13 protein-coding genes are annotated in these 15,435 nt (G+C 70.8%); 1 reads left to right on the forward strand and 12 read right to left on the reverse strand.

Annotated elements, in window-relative coordinates; genetic code table 11:
- Both NLX83_RS06170 and glmS read right to left on the reverse strand, forming a co-directional pair.
- Positions 1-381, reverse strand: coding sequence for a holo-ACP synthase (locus tag NLX83_RS06170; protein ID WP_254233886.1), 381 nt, complete (start codon positions 379-381; stop codon positions 1-3).
- Positions 382-496: 115 nt separating this feature from the next.
- On the reverse strand, positions 497-2,347 hold the full coding sequence (glmS, locus tag NLX83_RS06175; RefSeq protein WP_254233887.1) for a glutamine--fructose-6-phosphate transaminase (isomerizing): 1,851 nt from the start codon (positions 2,345-2,347) through the stop codon (positions 497-499).
- A gap of 95 nt (positions 2,348-2,442) precedes the next feature.
- Between glmS and NLX83_RS06180 the strand changes: the two genes are divergently transcribed.
- Entirely contained in the window at positions 2,443-3,261 is an 819-nt protein-coding gene (locus NLX83_RS06180) for a dienelactone hydrolase family protein (protein WP_254233888.1), read from the forward strand.
- A gap of 7 nt (positions 3,262-3,268) precedes the next feature.
- Here the strand turns inward: NLX83_RS06180 and NLX83_RS06185 are convergent, their stop codons facing one another.
- From NLX83_RS06185 to eccCa, 10 genes are all read right to left on the reverse strand, one after another.
- Positions 3,269-3,526, reverse strand: coding sequence for a hypothetical protein (locus NLX83_RS06185; RefSeq protein ID WP_254233889.1), 258 nt, complete (start codon positions 3,524-3,526; stop codon positions 3,269-3,271).
- The gene (locus NLX83_RS06190; RefSeq protein WP_254233890.1) at positions 3,527-5,566 is read right to left on the reverse strand and encodes a WXG100 family type VII secretion target; all 2,040 of its coding nucleotides are present in this window, start codon (positions 5,564-5,566) and stop codon (positions 3,527-3,529) included.
- Complete coding sequence (locus NLX83_RS06195; RefSeq protein WP_254233891.1) at positions 5,566-5,862, reverse strand: WXG100 family type VII secretion target; 297 nt, start codon at positions 5,860-5,862, stop codon at positions 5,566-5,568. Before NLX83_RS06195 ends, NLX83_RS06190 begins: the two co-directional genes overlap by 1 nt.
- 133 nt (positions 5,863-5,995) lie before the next feature.
- Positions 5,996-7,336: a phosphoglucosamine mutase gene (gene glmM / locus NLX83_RS06200; protein WP_254233892.1), complete on the reverse strand. Its 1,341-nt coding sequence runs from the start codon at positions 7,334-7,336 to the stop codon at positions 5,996-5,998.
- Positions 7,337-7,467: 131 nt separating this feature from the next.
- A complete protein-coding gene (gene rpsI, locus NLX83_RS06205; RefSeq protein ID WP_254233893.1) occupies positions 7,468-8,076 on the reverse strand; it encodes a 30S ribosomal protein S9 in 609 nt (202 codons plus the stop codon).
- A gap of 41 nt (positions 8,077-8,117) precedes the next feature.
- Positions 8,118-8,561: a 50S ribosomal protein L13 gene (gene rplM, locus NLX83_RS06210; RefSeq protein WP_254233894.1), complete on the reverse strand. Its 444-nt coding sequence runs from the start codon at positions 8,559-8,561 to the stop codon at positions 8,118-8,120.
- Between the two features lie 299 nt (positions 8,562-8,860).
- The gene (locus tag NLX83_RS06215) at positions 8,861-9,142 is read right to left on the reverse strand and encodes a WXG100 family type VII secretion target (RefSeq protein WP_254233895.1); all 282 of its coding nucleotides are present in this window, start codon (positions 9,140-9,142) and stop codon (positions 8,861-8,863) included.
- 5 nt (positions 9,143-9,147) lie between these two features.
- Positions 9,148-9,462, reverse strand: coding sequence for a WXG100 family type VII secretion target (locus NLX83_RS06220; protein WP_254233896.1), 315 nt, complete (start codon positions 9,460-9,462; stop codon positions 9,148-9,150).
- Positions 9,463-9,635: 173 nt separating this feature from the next.
- Positions 9,636-11,249 (reverse strand): type VII secretion-associated protein, encoded by a 1,614-nt coding sequence (locus tag NLX83_RS06225; protein ID WP_254233897.1) that lies wholly within the window; start codon positions 11,247-11,249, stop codon positions 9,636-9,638.
- Entirely contained in the window at positions 11,246-15,259 is a 4,014-nt protein-coding gene (gene eccCa / locus NLX83_RS06230; RefSeq protein WP_254233898.1) for a type VII secretion protein EccCa, read from the reverse strand. Before eccCa ends, NLX83_RS06225 begins: the two co-directional genes overlap by 4 nt.
- Between the last annotated feature and the right edge of the window lie 176 nt (positions 15,260-15,435).

The raw sequence follows: 15,435 nt of genomic DNA on the forward strand, positions 1-15,435 counted from the left end.
TCAGGTCCTCCCGGATCGCTCGGCGACCACGAAGGCGGCCGCGATGTCGGCGTCGTGCGTCAACGAGACGTGCCAGGACCCGACACCGGCCGCCTCCGCCGCGTCGGCGAGCACGCCCGTGAGCCGCACGGAGGGCCGATTGTCAGGCGCCGCAACGACTTCGCATTCCAGCATCTGATAGCCGTGCGGAGCGCCGAGCGCCTTCACCACCGCTTCCTTCGCCGCGTACCGGGCCGCCAGCGAGGCCGGGCGCCGCAGATCTCCCTTGCGGGTGCGGCGTTCCGCCTCGGTGAACAGCCGGTCGAGCATGCGCGGGGTCCGTTCGAGCAGCCGCTCGAAGCGCCGCACCCCGACGATGTCGGTGCCAATGCCCACGATCACGCCGCACAGGCTCCCACGCCTGAGCGGACCCCGTCATGAATGACGCGTTTGGTCCGTTGAGCGTGCTGAATGAGTCATTCGGTGCGTCCAGCCACCCCAATGACTCATTCAACACTTACTCCACGGTGACCGATTTGGCGAGGTTGCGGGGCTTGTCGACGTCGTAGCCGCGGGCCTTGGCCACCTCGGCGGCGAAGACCTGCAACGGGATCGTGGACACCAGCGGCTGGAGCAGCGTCGGCACCGCGGGCACCTCGATGAGGTGGTCGGCGAAGGGCCGCACGGTCTCGTCGCCCTCCTCGGCGATGACGATCGTGCGCGCGCCCCGGGCCTTGATCTCCTGGATGTTGGAGACCAGCTTCGTGTGCAGCACCGCGCGGCCCCTCGGCGACGGCACGACGACCACGACCGGCAGGCCCTCCTCGATCAGCGCGATCGGGCCGTGCTTGAGCTCGCCCGCCGCGAAGCCCTCGGCGTGCATGTACGCCAGCTCCTTCAGCTTCAGCGCGCCCTCCAGCGCCACCGGGTAGCCGACGTGGCGGCCGAGGAACAGCACCGCCTTGGAGTCGGCCAGCTCCCGCGCCAACGCCCGCACACTGTCCGAAGTGGACAGAACGCGCTCGACGGCCGCGGTCATCGCCTCCAGCTCGTGGAACTCGCGGGCCACCTCGTCCGGGTACTTCGTCCCGCGGGCCTGCGCGAGGGCGAGCCCCACCAGGTAGTTCGCCGCGATCTGGGCCAGGAACGCCTTCGTGGACGCGACCCCGATCTCCGGCCCGGCGTGGGTGTAGAGCACGGCGTCGGACTCGCGGGGGATCTGCGCGCCGTTGGTGTTGCAGACCGCGAGCACCCTGGCCTTCTGGTCACGCGCGTGCCGGACCGCCTCCAGGGTGTCGGCCGTCTCGCCGGACTGGGAGACGGCCACGACCAGGGTGTCCCGGTCCAGCACGGGATCGCGGTAGCGGAACTCGCTGGCCAGCTCGACCTCGACGGGCAGCCGGGTCCAGTGCTCGATCGCGTACTTGGCGACCAGCCCGGAGTGGTAGGCCGAACCGCAGGCCACCACGAAGACCTTGTCCACGTCGCGCAGGTCCTGGTCGGACAGGCGCTGCTCGTCGAGCACGATCCGGCCGTCCCGGAAGTGCCCGCGCAGGGTGTTGGCCAGCGCGTCCGGCTGCTCCTCGATCTCCTTGAGCATGAAGTACTCGTGGCCGCCCTTCTCGGCGGCGGCGAGGTCCCAGTTGACGTGGAAGGGCTTCACGGTCACGGCCGCACCGTGGAAGTCGGTGACCTCGTAGCCGTCCCGGCGCAGCACGACGACCTGGTCCTGGCCCAGTTCGACGGCGTCCTTGGTGTACTCGATGAACGCGGCCACGTCCGAGGCCAGGAAGTTCTCGTTCTCGCCGACGCCGAGCACCAGCGGCGAGGACCGGCGCGCGGCGATGATCTGGTCCGGCTGGTCGGCGTGCGTGACCACCAGGGTGAACGCGCCTTCGAGGCGGCGGCAGACCGTGCGCACGGCCGCGGCCAGGTCCACCCCGTCGAAGGCGCGGGCGATCAGGTGCGCGGCGCACTCGGAGTCGGTGTCGCTGGCCGGCTCGACCCCGTCGGCCTCCAGTTCCGCGCGCAGCTGCGCGAAGTTCTCGATGATCCCGTTGTGCACCACCGCGAGCCGCCCGGAAGCGTCCCGGTGCGGGTGGGCGTTGCGGTCGTTGGGCGCCCCGTGCGTCGCCCACCGGGTGTGGCCCATGCCCGCGGTGCCGGTGAAGCGGGCGCTGCCCGCCTCGTCGAGCTGCTTCTCCAGGTTCACCAGCGGCCCGGCCTTGCGCTCGGTCGCCAGGTCACCGGCGCCGTTGAGCACCGCGACGCCCGCCGAGTCGTAGCCGCGGTACTCCAGCCTGCGAAGGCCGTTCAGCACCACGTCCAGCGCGGGGCGATGGCCCACGTATCCCACGATTCCACACACGCGGCACAGGTTATGGCGCCGCACGCGCGTTGTCGGATTGGTCTGGACACGCCTGCCATCGCAGCTCGGAGGCCGATCCACTAACGTCTCGGCTCATGGCACTCACCGCCAAGCAGGCGTTCAAGGAGCTGTCTCGCCCAGGCCCGCACCGGGTGATGCGAGGGGACCTGGCGCTGGTGGGGCTCCCCGGCGCGGTGCTCACCCCGGAGTCCGGCACGGGCCTCCCGGCGGTGGTGTTCGGCCACGGCTGGCTCCAGCCGATCACGCGCTACCACGGCTTCATGCGGCACCTGGCCTCCTGGGGCTTCGTCGTCGCCGCGCCCGCGACGCAGACGGGACCGCTGCCCTCGCACCGGTTGTTCACGGCGGACATGCGCACGGCGCTGGACGTCTGCACCTCCGTGCGCCTCGGTGAGGGCCGGATCAGCGTGAACCCGGAGCAGCTCGGGATGGCCGGGCACTCGCTCGGCGGCGGCTGCGCGGTGCTGGCGGCGGCCGAGGACGAGCGGGTGCGCGCGGTCGGCACGATGGGGCTCTCCGAGACCCGTCCCTCCGCGATCGACGCCGCGCGCGAGTGCGCCATGCCCGCGCTGCACCTCTCCGGCGACGAGGACCTGATCTCCCCGCCGATCGGCCACGCCGAGCCGGTCACCCAGGCGTGGGCGGGCCCGGTGCAGCTGCGCGGCATCGACAAGGCGACCCACCTCGGCTTCACCGAGAACTGGCAGTGGACCGACCTCTTGCTCGACGGCAAGCCGCAGAGCAAGACGCAGAAGCTCTCGCGCGTCCTGCTGACCGCCTTCTTCCTGCGCGTGCTCACCGGCAACCGCGAGTACAGCGCGTTGCTGGAAGCGGAGATCAAGGGCTGCTCGATCGACTACACCCGCGGGCCCGCCGTGCCCAGCCTGGCCTGATTCCCTTTCAGCGCAACCAGGTCTGCGTCGAGTAGTCCTCGTCGTCGTCCACCGGCCGCGGCCTCTCCGGCGGCGGCCAGCCGGTGTCCCGGCGATCCCGGAGGCGTTCGACCACCTTGCCGACGTGCTCGGCGATCTCCTTCGCCGAGCGCTCGGACTCGGCTCTGGCCTGGTCCTCGCGCCTGGTGGCCCGTTCCAGCCAGTCGGCGTGCTCGCGCATCACCAGGTCCATCCGTCGCTGTGCCGCCGCGACGTCGTCGCTCACCTAGTTCTCCTCGTCGTCGAGTCCGCCGAGCACCCGCGCCACCCTGCTGATGGCTTCGTTGTCCTCTTCGAAGACGTAGCCCTCGGTGCGCCAGTTGTTGCCGCCGCGCTCCTGGTCTCCACCGCTTCCCTGGGCCGCGGGCGGCATCATCATCCCGGTGCCCATCGGTGGCGCGTTCGGAGCGCGTTGTCCCTCGCTCGGTATCGAGCCGAGTCCGGCTTCGCCCGGCTGCGGAGCCTGCTGGTGCTCCGCGACTTCTTCGACGACGCCGGACCCGCTCGCCAGTTCGACCTGGCCCTGGGTGAAGTCGATGTCGTAGGTCGTCGGTTCGCCATCCGCTCCGGGCACCGACACCCGGATGTGCCCCGCGTCGCCCGGCACGCGCTCGGCGAGGATGGTGCGGTCGCCGGCGCGGATCGCGGCCTTGCCGTTCTCATCCGCCTTCGTCACCGGGTTCTCTTGCGGCACAACATTTCCCGGCTGCACGGGGATGCCGCCGGGTTGCGGCATCGGCTTCACCTCCGGCCCTGACGGCCCGAAGTCCACCTCATAGCTCTTCGGCTTCCCGTCCGGACCCTCCACGGTGATCGTCACGTGGCCGTCGCGGGTCGGGCTGGTGACGGAGATCTTGCGTCCGGCGTCCTCGAAGCTGACCGACTCGCGCGGCTGGTTCCCGCCTGGCACAGGCATTCCCGGCAGCTGCGTGCCCGGCAGCCCCGAGGTCTCCGTGCCGCCGAGAGGCGGGGTCTGGATCGGCGGCACGACAGGCGGCGTGATCGGCGGGGGCGCGGCGATCGGCGGAACTCGCCCACCACCGCCACCGCCACCTCCGCCACCGATCGGGCCGCCGCCACCGCCACCGGGAGGGGGCTTGGGGCCACCCCCGGGCGGGGTACCGCCGAGCAGTTCCTTGAACGGGTTGTCGCTGCGGCCGTTGAGGAAGGTGGTGAGCTCCTTCCAGACCTCATCCGTCCAACCCCGGTGCTTGCCGCAGGCTTCCTCGAAGCGGCTGAACTTGCCCTCGAAGGCCCGGCAGAACCCCTCGGCCCAGAGCTTCGCCTGTTGCTCGGCGAACTCGTAGGTCTCCTCGTTGAGCTCGCACGCGTCGCTGTCGACCATCCTGGCCGTCGTCGGGTTCACCATCCTGGCCACCACCCGGACGTCCACCTCCCGGCGACCGTTGGCCAGCTGCATGATCAGCAGCCCTTCGCCGACCGTGCGGTCGCACATCTTGTCCTCGTGCAGGCTCAGCGCCATCTCGGCCTTGCCGCGGCAGAGCTTGGCCACCCGCGCCGAGCACCCGCGGATCAGGTCAGCGGAGCCCTGCAACGAGTCCGTGAGCGCCTGGACCTGTACCCGGAACCGGTCCGAGAACACGCGCGAGCGCTCAGCGGCCTTGCCGGTCCAGTGGGTGTACAGGCCCGAGAGACCGGCCGAGGACCTGCCGGAGGCGGACTCCACCGCGATCTTCGCGTCGGTCAGCTGCCGCGCCTGGGCGTCGAGCTTGGCGAAGTCGATCCCCCGCTGCTCGTCGTAGAGCCGTTTCACCGCATTGAAGATGTCCTCCTGGCCGCCGAGCAGCGCCGGGTTGCGCCGGAACTCGGAGGGGGCGGCGACGTAGACCGGGGCGAAGCGGCGGAACGCGTCCAGCCCCGGCAGGCCCGCGTCGAGGATCTCGTCGGACTTCGCCGCGCCGACGTGGGTGGCGGAGCCCGCGCGGTTGAACTCGTCCAGCTTCTGCCTGCCGCGCGCCGCGTCCCGGCCCGGCCCGTTGACCCGCTTGTCGAGCTCGTCGGTGAGCCGCTTGTGGAGATCGTCGAACTCCTTGGCGTGCGCGGCGGCCACCGCGCGGCTCGCGATGGAACCCACGAGGTCCGCGTTGAAGGAACGATCGACGCCGAGCGACGGACCGATCGCCGCCAGCAGCAGATCGTCCGACGTCGGGTGGGTGAGCCAGTAGGACTTCAGCAGCGCCTGCTTCTCCTTGCGGGTCAGCTCGGTGCTGTCGAGCAGCCGCAGGACGCTCTCGGGGGTCTTCATCACTTGCCCCCGACCGTGCGGGCGTTGCGGTTCTCCACCCACTGGTAGCCGCCCTTGGTCTGCTCCAGGCGCCTGGCGAAGTCCTCGGTGGCGGTGACGAAGCTGGTGGCGGCGGCGACGAGCTTGCGCAGCCCGCCCGCGTACTCCTTCGCCGCGGCGCCGTGGGCCAGGCCGAGGCCCGCTCCCTCGTTCGCGGCGGCCTCAATCGGCCGGACCCTCGGCGGAACCTCCTGGGCCGCCGTGCGCAGGGCGCCCGCGACCTGCGCCATCTCGTCGGTGTTGGTACCGAAACCCACCTGGTCGTCCCCCTCGTGTCCCCGGAACGCGCCGAGGCTATCGAGGGGCTCCCCCGCCCACGCGTGCCTCCACCGCGATCCACCCCATGGTGGACCAGCGCAGACGCGCGTGTGCGACGAACAGGGGAAGTGTTCAGCGAATGCCGGAGACGACCCCGGCGAGGCGCTTGGCGGCGGCGTCGGCGGCGTCCTGGCTCGGGGCCTCCACCATCACCCGGACCAGCTGCTCGGTGCCGGAGGGGCGCAGCAGCACCCGGCCGGACCCGGCGAGCTCGGCCTCGACGGCGGCGACGGCCTCGGCGACCGACGGGGAGGCGGCGACCCTGGCCTTGTCGCTGACCTTGACGTTGACCAGGACCTGCGGCAGGCGGCGCATCACCCCGGCCAGCTCGGCCAGCGGACGCCCGGTGGACACCACGCGGGCCATCAGGCGCAGCGCGGTCAGCAGGCCGTCGCCGGTGGTGGCGTGCGTGGGCAACACCACATGCCCGGACTGCTCGCCACCGAGGGAGAACCCGCCGGAGCGCAGCTCCTCCAGCACGTAGCGGTCGCCGACCGAGGTCGTGCGCACGTTGACGCCGTGGTCGCGCATGGCCAGGTGCAGGCCGAGGTTGCTCATCACGGTGGCCACGAGGGTGTCGTCGGCGAGCTCGCCGCCCTCCTTCATGGCCAGCGCGAGCACCGCGAGGATCTGGTCCCCGTCGATCTCGGCGCCGGTGTGGTCGACGGCGAGGCAGCGGTCGGCGTCACCGTCGTGCGCGATGCCCAGGTCGGCGCCGTGCTCGCGGACCGCGGCGCGCAGCACGTCGAGGTGGGTGGAGCCGCACCCGTCGTTGATGTTGACGCCGTCCGGCTCGGCGTGGATGGCGATCACGTCGGCGCCCGCGCGGCGGTAGGCCTCGGGCGCCGCGGCGGAGGCGGAGCCGTTCGCGCAGTCCACGACCACGCGCAGGCCTTCGAGCGGCTGCGGCGTGGCGAGCAGCAGGTGGTCGACGTAGCGCTGGACGGCGTTGTCGATGTCCCGGACCCGGCCGATGGCGCCGCCGGTGGGCCGCCCCTGACCCGGGCCCTCGGCGATCAGCCGCTCGATCTCGTCCTCGACGGCGTCCGGCAGCTTGTGGCCGTCACCGGAGAACAGCTTGATCCCGTTGTCCGGCATCGGGTTGTGCGAGGCCGAGATCATCACGCCGAGCCCGGCACCGAGGTCGCTGACCAGGTGCGCCACCGCCGGGGTCGGCACGACGCCCGCGCGGAGCACGTCGACGCCCGCCGAGGCGAGCCCGGCCGCGACGGCCGCCTCCAGCATCTCGCCACTGGCCCTCGGGTCCCGGCCGACCACCGCGACGGGCCGGTCGGAGCCGGTGCGCTCACCGAGCACCCGCGCGGCCGCCACCGCGATGGACATGGCGAGCTCGGGGGTGAGGTCGGAGTTGGCGAGACCGCGCACACCATCGGTGCCGAAGAGGCGAGCCATGTCGAGAAGTCCTCCGTGTGACGGGCCCGGTCGAGGGCCGGACGCAACTACGGGAGCAGACATCCGTAAGACGGACATCTGCTCCCGTAGGTTGTCTTGCGGCGTAAGGCCAGGCAGGAGCGCCTGCAGTACTAGCGCTTGCTGTACTGGGGAGCCTTACGGGCCTTCTTGAGACCGTACTTCTTCCGCTCCTTGGCCCGCGGGTCACGGGTGAGGAAGCCGGCCTTCTTCAGCGCCGGGCGGTCGTCGGCGTCCAGCGTGATCAGCGCGCGGGCGATCGCCAGGCGGAGCGCACCGGCCTGGCCGGAGACGCCGCCACCGCTGAGGGTGCCGAACACGTCGAACTTGTCCAGCTTGTCCGTGGTGGTGAACGGGTCCCGGATCAGCTGCTGGTGCACCTTGTTCGGGAAGTAGGCGTCGATGTCCTTGCCGTTGAGCAGGAACTTGCCGGTGCCGGGCACCAGGCGGACGCGCACGATGGCCTGCTTGCGGCGACCGACGGTCTGGATCAGGCGACCCGTGCCGAGCGGCGCGGCGACCTCGGCGGCCGGGGCGACCTCGTCAGAGGTGGCCTCGGCGACACCCTCGGTGGCGGCCTCGTCGGCAGCGACCTCGGTGGTGGCCTCGTCAGCAGCGGCTTCGTCAGCGGCGGCTTCGGTGGCAACGGCCTCGGTGGCGACAGCCTCGTCGGCGACGGTCTCGTCGACGGCGGGAGTGGTCTCGTCAGCGGGAGTGGTCACGCGGTTTTCCTCTGAGTTCTGGTTGTCCGACACCGGCAGGGTCACTGGCTGACCTTGGGGAGCTCGAACGTCTGCGGCTGCTGGGCCGCGTGCGGGTGGGCCGGACCGGCGTACACCTTGAGCTTCTTGCCCATGGCGTTGCCGAGCTTGTTCTTCGGCAGCATCCCCTTGATGGCCTTCTCGACCAGCTTGGTGGGGTACTTGTCCAGCATCTCGCCGAACGAGCGCTTCTTGAGGCCGCCCGGGTGGCCACTGTGCCGGTAGACGAACTCCTGGTCGCGCTTGTTGCCGGTCAGCGCGACCTTCTCGGCGTTGATGACGACGACGAAGTCACCGGTGTCGATGTGCGGCGCGTAAATCGGCTTGTGCTTTCCGCGCAGCAGGGTGGCGGCGTGGGTCGCGAGGCGGCCGAGCACCAAGTCCTGGGCGTCGATGACGTGCCAGGCTCGCTTCACCTCGCTGGGCTTCGGGCTGTACGTGCGCACGGATCTACCTCGTCGTCACTCGCGTCTTGGGTGGCGTTGGGGCGGCAGAGTCCGGCACCTGCGGGAAACCTCCGCTTGCGCGGGGAGAACTCAGGGCGCGAAAACGCGCGGCCGACTTGGCGCCGCACGATATACCGCTTCAACAGCGATCGAGGTTACCTGTCGTCCTACGGCAGGGTCAAAACGGCCCCCGGTGATGAGCGCCATGTCCACCATCATGCCAGGTCGCGGGCTTGCGACGGACAGACGAAGGCCCCGGCCGTCTTCAGAGCCGGGGCCTTCGCGTCAGCGAGAGCGGGTCACCAGAGGTCGGCGGCCTTGCGCTCCCCCTCCTGGTAGTTCTCGTTGGCGCTGCCGAGCGCGACGCCGACCTTGGCCAGGATCTCCTGGAGGGCCTTCGCCGCCTCGTCCCACTCCCGCTGCGCCCGCTTGTAGTTGTCCGCGGCCGCACCGGTCCACGTCGCGGTCAGCGGCGCCAGATCGGACTTGAGCTCCCCGAGCTGCGTGCGCACCTTGGTCGCGGCGGAGGCGATGTTGCCCTGCGCCTCGGACAGGGAACCGAACTGAACCTTGATGTCCATGGTCGTCAGAGCCCTTCCAGACCGGCGCGGATGGTGGACATGCCCTCGGTGGCCTGCTGCTCACGGCGGACGTAGGACTTGCCGGACTGGCCGAGCTGGTCGGAGATCACCCCGAGCGCGTTGTTCAGCTTCAGCGTCTGCTCGCCCCAGCTGCGCATCAGCGTCTGGAAGGCCTTCGCGGCCTCGCCCTTCCACTGACCCTGGAGCGGTTCCAGCTGCCCCCGGAGGCTGTTGAGCTGGCCAACGAGCTGGTCCCGCACTTTGGCCACGTCACCGGAGGCCTTACCCATGGCCTCGGCATTGACCTCGTACTGAGTCATCGAACGACTCCCCCTTCGATCGGTGTTACAGCCCAAGACCATGCCACGGCGCCTTCCGGAGCCGCGACTTAATGCGACAACTAGTTGCGCGTGTGAACGCGGTCCACCTGATTGGTGGGACGCGGTCGCATTCCACCGGGGAAAATCACTCTGGCATTTGCCCGTGAAATTACTCAGCCCGTGCCGGCGAGCGTCCGGACCACGTGTTCGCACGCCCTGCCGACCGCTTCCCGGCCACCCGGCGTGCTCTGGCAGCCCACGGTCAACTGCATCGGACCCTCGAAGACGACGTGCCACTCGACCACTGATCCGCGCAGCTCACGGCGGTACTGAGCGACCTCGCGACCAGCGAACCTGGCCGATGGCGCGAAGCCGGTGTAGCCCTCCGCGGCGCGGGCCTCCACCACCCTCCGGAGTTCGCCGAGCGCCCGTTCCGGTTCCAGCGTCGCGTTGTAGGACAGCGGGCGTTGTTCCACGCCGATCACGTCATCGGTGTCCGGGCTCACGGTTCTGCGCAGCTGGACCTTGCGATTCGTGGCGTCCCCGCCGCTGTGTTCCCAGCCATCGGGAACGCGGAATCGGTAGTTGTACTGCGCGAGTTCCTTGCCGCCGCTTCCCCCGAACACCACAAATCCCGTGATCACCGCCGCGGCGACGACGAGAACCGCGACCACCGCGAATACCGCTTTCGATCGGCGACGAACCGGCGGTGGAAGTGCGGGCCGGGGCACCGGGACCGGTTCGGGAGCGGCCGGGACCGCGCGGAGGGCTCCGCGAGCCACCACGGTCTCCGGCTGGTCGAGCGCGGTGGGCGCCATGCCGAGCCGCTCGTGCGCCAACCTCGCGAGCAGCGGGATGCGGCTGGAACCGCCGACCAGGAAGACCCCCGCGACCTGGACCCCGGAGTCCCGCACAGTCGCCGTCAGCAGCTCCACGGCGCGGGCCAGCCGACCGTGCACCAGCCGCTCCAGCTCCACGCGGGGCACGTGCGCGTCAGTGAACGGCGGAGGCATCGGGATGTCGGTGTAGGCGTGCCTGGACAGGGTTTCCTTGGCGCTGCGGACGTCCTCGTGCAGTACCCGCCGACGCCGACGGTCAGGCAGCTCACGGCCCTCGACGAGCCGCTGCCACGCCTCCGGGTCCTCGCCGGAGACGAGCGTGCCGACGTGCTCCAGCAACGCCTGGTCGATGTCCGCGCCGCCGAACCCCGGGTCGCCGCGGGTGGCGAGGACCTCGAATCCCCGCACCACGCTGGCGTCCACGGTCCCGCCGCCGATGTCGAGCACGGCGAGCACACCGGTCGATCCCGTGCTCGCGGCGTAGAACATCGCCGCCGCAACGGGTTCCGGCACCAGCGCGATGCGGTGGGCGAGCCCGGCGGCGGCCTGGCCGAGCGCGCCGAGGCGCACTGAGCCCCAGTTCGCGGGGTGGGTCAGCACGAGCACGTCGACCTGGGCGCCGCCCGCGACCCGGCGCGCCTCGGCGACGACGAGCGCGAGCACCGCGGCGACCGCGCGCACCACCGGGACGACGACGTTGCCCAGCAGCAGCTCGCCCTCGTCCATGCGGCGCTTGGGGTGCGGCTCGAACCGCGCGGGGTCGATGGCGGCCTGGCGCTCCGCCTCGCGGCCGACGAACACCGTCCCGTCGACGGCGACGAACACCGCGGAGGGCACCAGCGGCCGTCCGTCGACCAGCACCACGGAGGGCTCGGCGCCGTCGACCGACAACGCCGCGCACGTGCTGGACGTGCCGAAGTCGACGGCGAGCCGAACCCGTTCCCTCACGCCGGGTCCAGCCAGGCCAGCTGCACGACCCGCTGACCGGACCGGCGGTTGACCAGGGTGCCCCGGCCGGGCGGCATCGAGGACGGTTTCACCGTGCCGACGAGCGCGCCCTCGTCCCGGTTGCCGCTCATCACGATGCCCGGCGCGGACTGCTCGCGGAGCTTGCCGAGCACCGGGTCGTAGAGCGCCCTGCTGGCCCCGCCCGAGGCCCGCGCGACGACCAGGTGCAGGCCGATGTCCCTTGCCTGCGCGAGGAAATCGCCCAGCGGCGCGAGCGGGTTGTTGCCGGAGGTCGCCACCAGGTCGTAGTCGTCGACGACCAGGAACAGCTCCGGCCCGGACCACCAGGACCGGTTCTTCAGCTGTTCCTGCGTGACGTCCGGGCCGGGCAGCCGCTTGGTCAGCGAGGCGTGGATGTCCTCGACCATGCCGGTGAACTGCTGCGAGCCCGCCGCGTAGGCCAGCAGGTGCTCGGAGGTGACGAAGCCGAGCATGGTGCGGCGGTAGTCGACCAGGATGATCCGCGCCTGCTTCGGGGTGAAGCGGTCGACGACGCCCTGGACGATCGTGCGCAGCAGGTTCGTCTTGCCCGACTCCTGCTCGGCGAAGCAGACGAAGTGCGATTCGGACTCGAAGTCCAGGTACACCGGCTTGAGCTCGTCCTCGTCGATGCCGATCGGGATGGCGTGCCTTGGCAGTTCGGGGCTCGCCCCGGGCAGCCGGGCGTACGGGAAGGAGTCCGGCAGCATCCGCACCGGCGGGGCGGAGCGCCCGCGCCAGGCCGCCGAGATCTTGGCGACGGCGTCGGAGATCCCGGTGCCGACGTCCTCGGCGGTCATCGGCACCCCGGAGGACGCCTTGGCCGCGCCGTCGATCCTGGGCAGCGCGGTGAGGAAGTGCAGCCGGTCCTTGGACGCGCCGCGCCCCGGGCGGTCGGCGGGCACGTTGAGCGCGACTCGTCTGTCCACATCGGACTCACTGGGATCGCCGAGCCGCAGTTCGAACCGCGTGCCGAGCAGATCCTTGAGCGACGGCCGGATCTCGGCCCAGCGCGTCGCCGCGACCACGACGTGCACGCCGTAGGACAGGCCCTGCGCGGCGAGCTTCACCACGTCCTCTTCCAGCAGCTCGAACTCCTGCCGGAACGCCGCCCAGCCGTCCACCACGAGGAACACGTCGCCGAACGGGTCGTCGACGATCTCACCGCGGCGCTTGCGGGCGCGGAACTCCACCATGGACTCGATGCCGAGCTCGCGGAAGCGCTCCTCGCGCTCGGCCAGCAACGTCTTGAGCTCGGCGACCATGCGCCGCACCAGGTCGGGCGAGAACCGGCCGCCGTAGCCACCGACGTGCGGCAGGTTCTGCAACGACACGAGCGTGCCGCCACCGAAGTCGAGGCAGTAGAACTGCGCCTCCTCCGCGGTGTGCGTCAACGCCATCGACATGACGATCGACCGCAGCAGCATGGACTTGCCCGCGCGCGGCGCACCGACAACGGCCGCGTGCCCGCCGCCGCCGGAGAAGTCGGCCCACAGGGTGTCCCTGCGCTGCTCGTACGGGCGGTCGACGATGCCGACCGGGGTGATCAGCTTCCCCGCGCCGAAATAGTCCACAGGGGACAGTCCGCGGTCCTCGGTGGGAGAGAGGTTGGGCAGCAACAGGTCCAGCGAGGGCGGCTCGTTCAGCGGCGGCAGCCACACCGCGTGCGCCTCCGGGCCCTTGCGCTGCACCCGGTGGACCACGATGTCCAGCTCGCTGGGCTCGGTCGGCCGCTCCGGCTTCGCGGGCTCGTCCGCCGACGCCGGGACCTCCGGCTCCACCGGGATCTCGACGAAGTCCGGGACGAAGAGCCTCGGCCTGCGGTCACCGGTGACCGGCGCGGTCGCCCGGACCGCCTGCATGCCGGGCGGTCGGTGCGGGCCGGAGACATAACAGGCTTTGAAGCGCACCAACGTGTTCGTGTCGAACTTCAGGTAGCCCGAACCCGGCACCGGGGGCAGCTCGTAGGCGTCGGGAACGCCGAGCACCGACCGGGATTCCGAGGCGGAGAAGGTCTTCAGGCCGATGCGGTAGGAAAGGTGCCCGTCCAGCCCGCGCAGCCGCCCCTCCTCAAGCTGTTGGGAGGCAAGGAGGAGGTGGATCTGCAAGGAGCGGCCGAGCCGTCCGATGGCGACGAACAGCTCGATGAAGTCCGGCTTGGCCGACAGCAGCTCGGAGAACTCGTCGACCACGATGAACAAGGCGGGCAACGGGTCCAGGTCCGCGCCGTTCTCACGGGCCCGCTCGTACTCCCAGACGTTCTTGAAGTTCCCGCCGTCGCGCAGCGCCTCCTGGCGGCGGTTCATCTCGCCAGCGATCGCGTCCTGCATGCGGTCGACCAGGGTCAGGTCGTCGGCCAGGTTGGTGATCACCGCGGCCACGTGCGGGGCGCCCTCCAGGCCCGCGAAGGTCGCACCGCCCTTGAAGTCCACCAGGATCAGGTTCAGCATCGCCGAGGAGTGCGTGGCGATCATGCCCAGCACCAGGGTGCGCAGGAACTCCGACTTGCCGGAACCGGTCGCGCCGATGCACAGGCCGTGCGGGCCCATGCCGCCGACCGCGGCCTCCTTGATGTCCAGCTCCACCGGCTGCCCGTGCTCACCGACGCCGAAGGCCACCTTGAACCGGTCGCTGATCGGCCGGGGGCGCCACGCGTGGGCGATCTCGAAGCTCATCGGGTCGCCGAGGCCCAGCAGTTCGAACAGGCCGGTGTCCGAGGTCAGCAGCGGTTCGTCGACCAGCTCCGCGCCCGCGCCGGTGAGGATGCGGTACGGCGAGATCCGCCGGGCCAGCGCCTCCGCCTCGGTCACGGTCATCGCGTCCGGCCCGCCGAACCACTCCACCCCGCCGGTGCCGCTGAGCGCGCCGATCCGGCCGTCCTGGATGGTCAGCCGGATGCCGCGGCGCTTGGACAGCGTGCCGATGGAGTCCGACAGGTCCAGCAGCGTCACCCCGGACAGGCCCTCGGTGAGCAGCACGTGCTCGTCGCCGGCCACCTCGCCCTCGTCGACGACGATCACGATGTGCGGCAGCTCCGGCTGCTGCTGGCCGCCCTTGGTGAAGCGCGGGCGGTCGCGCATCTCCTCGGCCAGCCAGGTCTCCACCTGCTTGAGCGAGCCGGTGATCATCCGCAGCGAGCCGATGCCGTCGGTGAGCCTGGGGTGCTGCACGTGCGGCAGCCACTTCGTCCACTCCCACTCCGCCCGCGCCTTGGCCGTCGCGACGACGGCGACCAGCACGTCGTCCGGCGCGTGGAAGGTGACCAGCTGGGCCAGCAGCGCGCGGGCCAGCGCCCGGGTCCGCTCGCGCTCGCCGTGCAGCGCGACCGCGGCGAAGGCGCGCAGCGTGAACACCGACGGCAGGTCCGGGACGATCGAGTGGGCGCGGATGAACTTGCGCAGCGCCAGCGTGGTGATCGGTTCGAGCTCGTCGACCGGGCCCGTCTCGGGCGGGCGCAGCCTGGTCTCCAGCCGCTGCGCCCCGCGCCCCATCCGGAGGTGGCAGAAGTCCGGGTCGCCCGAGCGGCGCTCCCACATCCGCCGGGTGGCGGCCAGCGACCACAGCGCCTGCGGGTCGGGGTGCACCCACTCCCGCGCCTCGCGCTGATCGCTCCCGGCCTGACGAGCGCGTTCCCGCATCTGCCCGAGATACCGCAGGTAATCCTTGCGGTCCTCGTTCATCTCGGCCTTTTTCTTGCCGGTCCCGCCGAATCCTCCGCCCGCCATCATCCCGATGGTGGACAGCAGGAACATCCCGCCGAAGATCAGCGAGCTGGGATTCTGGCCGCCGGTGATGAACACCAGCGCCATCATCAGCACCGAAGCCCCGATCATCACCGGCGGCAGCATCTTCATCAGGATGTTGGCCGGAATGACGCGGGGCACCTCGGGTGGCGCTTCGAGAAGCAGCTCACCACCTGGCATACGGGGCGGGCTCAGTCGCGCGGACCGCTTGAACTGAAGCGTGCTCACCGAAGCAGTACCTCTTAGCTCGTCAGGGTCGTCTCGACAATTCGGCGGTCCCCCAAGACTGCCCTACCCCCTTCCGACGGATTCAGGAGAACCCGAAGTACCGCCGGACGGGGCTTGGCCATACTAGGGGCGCTCAGTACGCCGTTCCGGTCGATTCGGTGATCGCCCACCGGGAC

Origin of the sequence: Allokutzneria sp. A3M-2-11 16, assembly GCF_024213555.1 — a bacterium.
GTDB lineage: Bacteria > Actinomycetota > Actinomycetes > Mycobacteriales > Pseudonocardiaceae > Allokutzneria.

Excerpts from the sequence above, each read along its gene's own strand:
- NLX83_RS06190 (WP_254233890.1), bottom strand. The coding sequence starts at position 5,566 with ATGAAGACCCCCGAGAGCGTCCTGCGGCTGCTCGACAGCACCGAGCTG.
- NLX83_RS06180 (WP_254233888.1), top strand. The coding sequence starts at position 2,443 with ATGGCACTCACCGCCAAGCAGGCGTTCAAGGAGCTGTCTCGCCCAGGC.
- NLX83_RS06215 (WP_254233895.1), bottom strand. The coding sequence starts at position 9,142 with ATGGACATCAAGGTTCAGTTCGGTTCCCTGTCCGAGGCGCAGGGCAAC.
- glmM (WP_254233892.1), bottom strand. The coding sequence starts at position 7,336 with ATGGCTCGCCTCTTCGGCACCGATGGTGTGCGCGGTCTCGCCAACTCC.
- NLX83_RS06220 (WP_254233896.1), bottom strand. The coding sequence starts at position 9,462 with ATGACTCAGTACGAGGTCAATGCCGAGGCCATGGGTAAGGCCTCCGGT.